General features: G+C 61.2%; 10 protein-coding genes and 2 tRNA genes. 6 read left to right on the forward strand and 6 right to left on the reverse strand.

The genetic code is table 11. The features are described 5' to 3' along the window. Positions 1 to 334, forward strand: a 334-nt coding sequence (locus tag NW809_RS08565) for a chaperonin family protein RbcX (RefSeq protein ID WP_414401942.1), incomplete at its 5' end; no start/stop codon positions are given. Positions 335 to 342: 8 nt separating this feature from the next. Next, a complete protein-coding gene (locus tag NW809_RS08570; RefSeq protein ID WP_011430063.1) occupies positions 343 to 675 on the forward strand; it encodes a ribulose bisphosphate carboxylase small subunit in 333 nt (110 codons plus the stop codon). A 257-nt stretch (positions 676 to 932) separates the two neighbouring features. Here NW809_RS08570 and NW809_RS08575 read toward each other — a convergent pair whose 3' ends face one another. The 3 genes from NW809_RS08575 to NW809_RS08585 form a co-directional block, all read right to left on the reverse strand. Further along, positions 933 to 1,691 carry a DUF92 domain-containing protein gene (locus NW809_RS08575; protein ID WP_414346779.1) on the reverse strand — a complete coding sequence of 253 codons (759 nt, stop codon included), beginning with the start codon at positions 1,689 to 1,691 and terminating at the stop codon, positions 933 to 935. Positions 1,692 to 1,739: 48 nt separating this feature from the next. Next, positions 1,740 to 1,830 (reverse strand) — tRNA-Ser (locus NW809_RS08580). A gap of 106 nt (positions 1,831 to 1,936) precedes the next feature. Beyond that, positions 1,937 to 2,443, reverse strand: coding sequence for a hypothetical protein (locus NW809_RS08585; protein WP_414346781.1), 507 nt, complete (start codon positions 2,441 to 2,443; stop codon positions 1,937 to 1,939). Positions 2,444 to 3,016: 573 nt separating this feature from the next. Between NW809_RS08585 and NW809_RS08590 the strand changes: the two genes are divergently transcribed. Together NW809_RS08590 and NW809_RS08595 are read left to right on the forward strand one after the other, a co-directional pair. After that, positions 3,017 to 3,994, forward strand: coding sequence for a PhoH family protein (locus NW809_RS08590; protein WP_414401946.1), 978 nt, complete (start codon positions 3,017 to 3,019; stop codon positions 3,992 to 3,994). Next, entirely contained in the window at positions 3,991 to 4,719 is a 729-nt protein-coding gene (locus tag NW809_RS08595; protein WP_414401943.1) for an HAD-IA family hydrolase, read from the forward strand. Before NW809_RS08590 ends, NW809_RS08595 begins: the two co-directional genes overlap by 4 nt. Here NW809_RS08595 and NW809_RS08600 read toward each other — a convergent pair. Genes NW809_RS08600 through NW809_RS08610 form a run of 3 tightly spaced genes read right to left on the reverse strand, consistent with a single transcriptional unit; the run spans position 4,697 to position 7,361 of the window. Further along, positions 4,697 to 5,485, reverse strand: a complete 789-nt coding sequence (locus NW809_RS08600; protein ID WP_414401944.1) for an alpha/beta fold hydrolase — start codon at positions 5,483 to 5,485, stop codon at positions 4,697 to 4,699. The two genes, NW809_RS08595 and NW809_RS08600, sit on opposite strands and share 23 nt — an antisense overlap. Next, positions 5,473 to 6,216 (reverse strand): lysophospholipid acyltransferase family protein, encoded by a 744-nt coding sequence (locus NW809_RS08605; protein ID WP_414346787.1) that lies wholly within the window; start codon positions 6,214 to 6,216, stop codon positions 5,473 to 5,475. Before NW809_RS08605 ends, NW809_RS08600 begins: the two co-directional genes overlap by 13 nt. An 11-nt stretch (positions 6,217 to 6,227) precedes the next feature. Beyond that, a complete protein-coding gene (locus tag NW809_RS08610; protein WP_011430071.1) occupies positions 6,228 to 7,361 on the reverse strand; it encodes a cob(I)yrinic acid a,c-diamide adenosyltransferase in 1,134 nt (377 codons plus the stop codon). Between the two features lie 180 nt (positions 7,362 to 7,541). On the opposite strand from NW809_RS08610, the gene NW809_RS08615 reads away from it, so the two are divergent. Beyond that, positions 7,542 to 8,486 carry a PLP-dependent cysteine synthase family protein gene (locus NW809_RS08615; protein ID WP_414401945.1) on the forward strand — a complete coding sequence of 315 codons (945 nt, stop codon included), beginning with the start codon at positions 7,542 to 7,544 and terminating at the stop codon, positions 8,484 to 8,486. A gap of 74 nt (positions 8,487 to 8,560) precedes the next feature. Next, positions 8,561 to 8,641: transfer RNA gene (locus tag NW809_RS08620), tRNA-Leu, on the forward strand. Positions 8,642 to 8,780 lie beyond the last annotated feature (139 nt).

Raw genomic sequence — 8,780 nt, forward strand, 5'->3', positions numbered from 1 at the left:
GGTGCTGGCCCAACTGAGCGAGACGGATCCTCCCAGGGCCCTGTGGCTGCAGCAGTTCTCGGCTCGGCAAAACCTTCAGGAGGGGGAAACCTACCTGCGGGCTTTGCTGGCAGAGCGTCCTGACCTGGCCTATCGCATCATGACCGTTCGCGAGCACATTGCGGCGGAGGTGGTGGACTACTTGCCGGAGATGGCCAAGACCGGCATCCAGCAAGCCAACATGGAACACCGCCGTAGCCACCTGGAACGGCTTACCTCAGCAGCGGGATCCCCGCTGGCCACGCACCCGGAAGCGGGATCCCCTCTTCAGAACCCTACACCTGAAACGGAGTAACTTCAGTCATGCAAACCTTGCCGAAAGAGCGCCGCTACGAAACTTTTTCCTACTTGCCTCCGATGACGGATCTGCAGATCCTCAAGCAGGTGCAGTACATCTTGGATCAAGGCTACATTCCTGCCATCGAATTCAACGAGTCTTCGCAGCCCACCGACCACTACTGGACGCTGTGGAAATTGCCCCTGTTCAGCGCCACTTCTCCCCAGGAGGTGCTGACCGAGGTACAGGCCTGCCGCAGCGCCTACCCCAATTGCTTCATCCGTGTGGTGGGTTTCGACAACATTAAGCAGTGCCAGGTGCTCAGCTTCTTGGTTTACAAGCCCAGCGGCCTGCGCTAGGAGAGGTCCAGAGCAATCGGTCTAGTTCCCAGCCAATCGGCGCAGAGGGAGAGCTTCTCCCTCTTTATTTATTTCTTGCTTTGCATAGCCATTCCCAATGGCAACGGCGCCATTCTCAATCTCAAAAATACAGTCATTTCAAACAGCAACGAAACGGTTCTTTGCCTCGTTATTGCTACGCAACGCTCTAACTCCCCTCTCCCAGAGGGAGAAGGGCTGGGGGTGAGGGCAGCGGCGCGGAGCGCTTGGGCATCTTTTTAGGATCCGATCCCCAAAAGCGCCCCCAGACCCACTGCTAAAAGAGCTGCTAGGGTCGTTTGAATGCCGTTCACCACTTCATTGCTCATCCAAGCCAAGCGAGGCTGCAACACCACCCCCATCCAGCTTTCTGCCAAAGTGGCCAGGATCCCGGCCAGCCAGCAGATTCCCAACCATAGGAAATTCCCTCCCACCCATTCTCCGCCAATGCCCCAGGCCAAGGCGGCCATCCCTCCTGCTGCCGCCACCCCCGCCAGGGATCCCTCCAGGCTGACGGCTCCCTCAGTGCCTGCTGGCACCGGCTGCAAGGTGGTGATCAAAAAGGTCTGACGTCCGTAGGCTTTTCCCACCTCGCTGCTGACGGTATCGGCCAACTTGGCGGCGAAGCTGGCGCTATACCCCAACCACCAGAGGGGATGGGCAAAAAGCGCATATCCCACCGCACAGGCAGCTCCCGTCAGGGCAGATCCCCAGACATTTTCCGGCCCTCGCGCCCCCTCTCGCTTTTCGGCGATCCCCTGGGCCTGCTTGCGGCGGATCCCCAGCTTGGTTACGGCGGTGCCGACTAAAAAATAGGCGGCTACGACCAGGTAACCCCGCCCTCCCAGGCCCCCCCACACCAACAGGCCCAGCAGGCCCGCGTGGAGAACCCCAGCTCGCGTCAGCGCCTTCTGGGGGCTCAGCAGGGCCAGCGCCACCAAGGCCAGATTGAGCCAGAGCGCCACCCCCCACTGACTCAGCAGCCACGCCTGACCCATGGGTGCCCTCCACCACCGGCAAGGGCGGCTAGGAACTGGCCACAACAACGGAGAGGGAGGGATTCGAACCCTCGACGGAGCTTTTGGGCCCCGTAACTTCTTAGCAGGAAGCCGCTTTCGACCACTCAGCCACCTCTCCAGAGCGGCAGAGACCTCAGCAAGCTGGGATCCAGCCGCCGGTTCACCTATTGTAGAAGATGGGATCCCACCCGGCAACTGTTCTCGAGCGGGATCCCTGCTGCAGCTCAGTTCACCACCTGCACATAGATATCGAAGCTGCCGCTGTTGTCGCCGTAGCTGCCCTTGGCGTCATTGACGTTGAAGGCGATATCCAAGTTGGGATCCAGATCCACCTCTTGCGGCTGCTCCGGCGAGGATTCCCAGACCTGCCGGGCCACCAACCGGGCGTTGGGCTGGAACAGCACCAGGCCGTAGCGGCAAAGACCGGGGTAGCGCCACTCCGAAGGCGTGGGGATCCCTTTGCCGAGAGGAGAGCGGATGCTGGTGGAGAAAGAAAAGCCATAGCGCCAAGCCACATTTTTCACAAAAAAGCGAATGCAGCTGGCCCGCAGCGGCTGCCCCTGCCAGTGCAGGATGTTGCCCGGTTCTTGGTTGACCCGCAGGCCGTAAAAGGCGATCCAGCCCTGCAAGTTCTCCTCTTGGGGTTGGGTGCCCTCGATCGCTGCGGCTTGGCTCCAGTCTAAGTCGCTGCCATCGCAGGTAATCTCTGGCGGGACTTGCGTCAAATCCATTTGTGGCAGCCCTGACGTAGCGGGTGTAGCCGATTGGGTAAACATCTATCTCTCCTTTTCTTCAAAATGACTCCAGAAGTGAGAAGCTGTAAAGAGCTTACAGGGATCCCAAAAATGAGCCGGGGAAAGGTTTTAAAGACAAACCTATTCCTCTCCCTGCTGCTGGATGGAGAATCTCAGATGAACTGTGACATCGGGGCTGAGAACCTCAGGCTCTTCCTCGATCGGGCAAGAGATTAAGGTCTCAAGCTCTTTGTAATAGGTCAACTTTACTTGATGGATGGCGGCTATTCCCAGAGAAATAGACCTTTGCAATACTTTTTTAGGGAACCATAGGAATCTGTTAATTCCCCAAGACTTGATTGCCAACCAAGGCCGAAACCCAGATCCTTACTCAGCGCAGATCTTCTGGGACCTCGTATTCCAAAACACATTAATTTGTGCAATGCCCCTGTTAAGCACTCTTGCGCTCGTTTGGTCTCTGCAGCAGCTTTCCGCAACCCGGAGCGCTTTGACAACCGTTTTTGATAAGATCACCATTGCAAGTCTCGCGGGGTGCCCGGCGCCCACGGCATGCACGACACTTCTGCCGCCACCGATCTGGAGATCATCTCTTTGTCAAGCCCTCGGCAGGCCATGTCCTTGGCGGGCATTCAGGAGGCCAACCTGAAGTGGATCAGTCGCTCCAGTGGTGCCTCTGTAACGCTGCGCGGACAAGACCTGTACCTGAAAGGCACCCCTCAGCAGCGGCAGCAGGTGCGGCAGTGGCTAGAATTGCTGAAGCCGCTTTGGCAAACTGGACACCCTGTCACGGTGATTGATGCGGAGCAAGCTTTTCGCGCCCTCTCCGGCCAGGAGGCTACGGCCTATCAGCAAGCGCAAGCAGGTGTGTTGGCCCGCACCCGTAAGGGAGAGTTGATCCGGCCCAAGACACCCCGCCAACAGGAGTACGTGCAAGCCATTCGCACCCACGATCTCTGCTTCGGCATCGGGCCGGCAGGCACCGGGAAAACCTATCTGGCTGCCGTTGTGGCCATCACAGCCCTGCAAAACCGCGAGTACGAGCGTTTGATCCTGACGCGACCAGCGGTAGAGGCAGGGGAGAAGCTGGGCTTCTTGCCAGGGGATCTGGTGGAAAAGGTAGATCCCTATCTGCGGCCTCTCTACGATGCCCTGTTCGAGTTTATCGACCCGGCCAAGCTGCCCCAGCTTATGGCCCAGGGAGTCATCGAGGTGGTGCCGCTGGCCTACATGCGGGGGCGTACCCTCAGCAACGCTTTCATCATCTTGGACGAGGCCCAAAACACCACCCCGGAGCAGATGAAGATGGCCCTCACGCGGCTGGGCTTCCGCTCCCGCATGGTGGTTACCGGGGATCTCACCCAAACGGATCTGGGCAAGCATCGCCTGTCGGGCCTGGCGGCTGCAGAGCGCATCCTGGCGGGGGTAGAGGGGGTTGCCTTTTGCTACTTTGACCAGCGGGATGTGGTGCGCCACCCTCTAGTCCAGCGGATTGTGGAGGCCTACGCGCGCTACGAAAACCAGCAATGAGGCCGAAGGCGATCTTTTTCGATGCCGTCGGCACCCTGTTCCGGGTGCGGGGCAGCGTGGGCCAAGTCTACAGTCAGCTAGCGGCAGAATACGGGGTAGCCGTGGAACCACGGGCGTTGGATCGCGCCTTTGCCCAAGCTTTTGCCAGTGCTCCGCCACCCGCCTGCGTGGGCTTGACGGGATCCCTTTTAGAGGAGTGGGAGCGGGCCTGGTGGCATCAAGTGGTGCGCCAGACCTTTGCCCAGGTGGAGGGATCCCTTACTGCCTTTGGGGAGGAGCGCTTTGCAGCGTTTTTTGCCCACCTGTTCGAGCATTTTGCCACGTCGGATCCCTGGGAGCTCTATCCCGAGACGCTGCCAGTTTTGCAAGCCCTGCAACAGGAAGGGATCCAGCTAGGGGTAATCTCCAATTTCGACAGCCGTCTAGTGCGAGTGCTGCAGGCGCTGCAACTGGACGGCTATTTTTCTAGCCTTACTCTCTCTACCCAGGTGGGCTATGCCAAGCCCGATCCCCGCATCTTCCAGGCTGCCCTAGCGGCCCAGGGGATCCCGCCTGCCGCTGCCTGGCACATTGGCGACAGCCGCCGCGAAGACTATGAGGGGGCCAAGGCAGCAGGCCTGAGAGCCCTCTGGCTGGATCGAGAGGGGAAAGACGGCTTCTGCCAAGAGCGAATCGAAAACCTGTGGGGCTCCCTCTTGCTGCTCAGGGGGCCAGAGCGGAATTGAGCAGTAGCGGGGCAAAGACCCCATCGGGCTTGAGCAAGTAGCGCCGCAGGTTCATCTGCCGCTCCAGAAGGCAGGCATGGCCGCTTAAAGGCGAGATCTCCACCTGGGCCTGGGGCAGTCGCTCCGCCAGACGCTGCACCTCCTGCACCGAGGGCAGGAGGCGATCCCGCCCCCCCGCCACCAGCAACGTCGGCAGGGTCATCGACTCCAGGGGCAGCTCCTCCACGACAAACGATCCCAGCAAGGCCAGGCGCTGGGCGGCCACCGTGGGCTCAACACTGTGAACGGCCTGGCGCAGCCGCTCCCGATCCGGCGGCTCCATTTGGCTTAGCTCCGCCAAAAACCCTAACCCCCGCTCCGCCAGTTGGTGGTAAAGTCCCGGCGGCAAAAAGGGCAGGAGAACCTGACCTGCCCACCACCAGGGCCGGCGCCGCAGCGAGGAGGCCGGATTGACCAGAATCAGGCCACGACAGCGCTCCGGCTGCTGGGCAGCTACAGCCAGGGCTAGGCAAGCTCCGAAGGACTCGCCACACAGGTAGGCTCCCTCCTCCAGTTGGGATCCCACCCAATCGGCCAAGCTCTCCCAGCTATGCCCCGCTTCGGGATGGTTTAAGCTCAGAGGGCGGACGCGAAACTCGGCTTGCAGAGCCTGCGCCTGCCGGTAAAACAATTTGCCGGTGCCATCCATACCCGGCAAATAGAGCAGCAGGGGCCGCTTCTGGCGGCTTGGACTAGAGGCGGTGGGCTTGCTTTTCAATCTTTCCATCTCCTTGTCAACCCCAAGCGCACCTGTTCGCGGGCGGCTGCCGTTAACTCCCGAATGAGCTGCAGCCGCTCCTGGCGGCAGGTATAGCGCCTTGCTCCCCTCACCCAAAGAGGGGATCCCACTCGAACCACCACCTGACGGTAGATCACCACCGGATGCCCCCCCGGCCGCTGAAACCTGGGCTCCGTGGGATCAAACCAGCGGAAGAAAGCCATGGGAATATCCATCGCCCGCCACTCTTCCTGCGCCCACACGGCCACCGGCAGGATCGGCAGGGGATCCACGCCAGCAGCCAAGGCCAGATGGGCAAAGCCCGGCTGAAACCAGCCCAGCTCTTGGGGCGAGGTCTCGCGAGTAATCTGCTCCGCCCCTTCCGGGAAGATCCCCACCCCTCCGCCTGCCGCCAGAGTAGCCTGCGCCTGGCGAAAAAAGGCAAGCTGCGGCCCTGATCCCTGCTGGAGGGGGATACAACCCAGGGCCAAGGCAACCTCCCGCAAGAGGGGCACTTGCGATAGGTAGTAGTGGCAGGCAAAACGAATCGGTCGATCCAGCCCAGCAATCAGCACCGGCGCATCCAAAAAGCTGCGATGGTTGCTCACCACCAGCAGGGGGCCCTGGGGAACCCGCTCCTTGCCCTCCACCCACACCTCCGTCTGGAAAAGGCCAAGCAAGACCTGCGCCAGCGCCCTCGCGTCGGGGAACCCGCTTTGCTGCAGGAGTTGATCCAGCATCGCCACCCTGCTCAATAGTCCACCCCGCGCCGCAGATCGGCCCCCTGTTCGGCATAATGCTTGTGGCTCACCATTTCCGAATGGACAGAGGCCAGCTCAAAGTAGGGCAAAGGCGCATGGCAGCGCCCTGTGATGATGATCTCCGTATCGCGTGGCTTGCGCAGCAAAGCCTCAACAATTGGCTCCACATCCAATAGCTCCAGATCCACCGTTGGGTTGAGCTCGTCCAGAATAATGGTCTTGTAAAGCCCAGAGGCGATGGCCGCCCGTGCCAGCTCCCAGCCCCGCTCCGCCTCCACGTAGTCGATTTCCTGCTGCTTGCCCCGCCAAACGATGGCGTCGCGGCCGCAGCGCTGGTGATCTACTAGATCGGGATAGCTCTCTCGCAAAGCCCGAATGGCCGCATCTTCTGTGTAGCCCGTTCCCCCCTTTAGCCACTGCATAATCAGGACGCGGTGGGAGAGATCTTTGCTGATGCCGCGCCCAATGGCCTGCAGAGCCCGGCCCAGAGCGCTGGTGGACTTGCCCTTGCCGTTGCCGGTATAGATCTCGATGCCGCTGAGGAGGGGCTGGCCGTCCTGGGGATCCGCCGCCCGCCGCACGCTGCGCATTTCCGAGTGCAAATCTGCTAGGTCGATAATTTCCTTAGGGGCGCCCCGTCCGGTGATGATGACCTCCATTTCCTCTGGCTTTTGCTTGAGGGTGCTGACGACCTCGTCCACAGGCAGCAGGCCCAGATCCAGCACCGGGTTCAGCTCGTCCAGCACCACCACCGAGTAGAACCCCGACGCCAGCGCCCCCTTGGCCACATCCCAGCCGCGGCGGGCCTCTTGGCGGTCAAACTTAGTGATCTCGTCGGGGCCGAAGAACTCTCCTCGCCCCGTGCGCAGTTGATCGATAAGGTGGGGGAAGCCGCGCTGCAGAGCGGCAATCGCGGCATCCTCGGCATAGGTGCGGCCCGGCCCCTTGAGAAACCGCACCAGCAACACCCGGCTGGGGGCCGAGTTTTCAATCCCCAGCCCAATGGAACGCAGCACAACCCCTAGCGCCGCCTGCGACTTGCCCTTGCCCTCGCCGTCGTAAACATGGATCTGGCCTCGCCGGCGGTCAAATTGTTGCGCGGTTACAATGCCGATTTCTGCCATGCCCCTCCGCATCACGCCGCTGTCCAGAACTCGTGCTTCCCTACCCCCATCTTAGAGTCTAGCCAGAGGTTTTCGGGGAAGCGCGGAGAGGGCCAGAAAAAGCCGGCAAGAGCCGATAAACACCGGGATAAGATGAGCAATGGTTGTCCAGCCCAGTGCTTATCTAGCGAGGGATCCCCCTTGTATCCAACCGTGTTTTCTTCTCGCCCCTTGCCCCCTGCGGTCGAGAGCCCCATCGAGCTGGTGGGACGGACGCCGCTCATTCGCCTGCGGCGGGTCACCGCCGACCTGCCGCCGTCGGTGCGAGTGTATGGCAAAGCAGAGTGGTACAACCCCGGCGGCTCGGTCAAGGATCGCCCGGCCCTGAATATGATCCGCGCTGGCGAACGCGAGGGCAAGCTTACGCCTGGCAAGATCATCCTGGATGCCACCAGCGGCAACACCGGCATCGCCTACGCCTGGATCGGGGCAGCTTTGGGGTACAAGGTGAAGCTGGCCCTGCCGGCCAACGCCAGCCCAGAGCGCAAGAAGATCCTCGCCGCCTACGGGGTGGAGGTAGTGCTCACAGATCCGGCCCTCGGCTCCGATGGGGCCATCGAGAAAGCCCGCGCCCTCTATGCCGAAAACCCGGATCTCTACTTCTATCCCGACCAGTACAGCAACCCCGCCAACTGGCAGGCCCACTACGAGACCACGGGGGTAGAAATCTGGGAGCAAACCCAGGGACAGGTCACCCACTTCGTAACCGGGTTAGGCACCAGCGGCACCTGCATGGGGGTGGGGCGGCGCTTGCGGGAGTACCGCTCCGATATCCAGATCATTGCCATGCAGCCGGACTCCCCCTTCCACGGCCTTGAAGGCCTCAAGCACATGGCCACTGCTCTCAAGCCCGAGATTTACGATCCCACCCTGCCCGACCAGCACATCGAGATCTCCACCGAAGCAGCCCAGAAAATGGTCAAGCGTTTGGCCTTGGAGGAAGGCTTGTTGGTGGGCATCTCTGCCGGAGCCAATGTGGTGGCGGCTCTACAGGTGGCCTGTCAGCTCTCCTCCGGCGTGGTGGTGACCATCTTGTGCGACGGGGCCGATAAGTATCTCTCAGAGCGGTTTTGGACAGAAGATTAAACTAGCCCGTACCGCAATGGCCCCTCCTCTTAACAGCCCCGCCCTTTTGCCGCTATGATGGTTAAACCTGGAATGCGGATGTGGCGGAACTGGTATACGCGCACGTTTGAGGGGCGTGTGGCTTTGCCATGCGAGTTCGAGTCTCGCCATCCGCACTGGGCCCTCACCCCCAGCCCCTCTCCCAAGGAGGAGAGGGGAAGCGGGCAGTGGTCAACCAGCCGATTGCACTATTCCCGAACGGCGCCCTGAAGGCGTGTGCCCCAGGTGCGGGCAAAGCTCAGGTCAGTCCCGGTC

The organism is Synechococcus sp. WC101, from assembly GCF_047461555.1.
Lineage (GTDB): Bacteria > Cyanobacteriota > Cyanobacteriia > Thermostichales > Thermostichaceae > Thermostichus.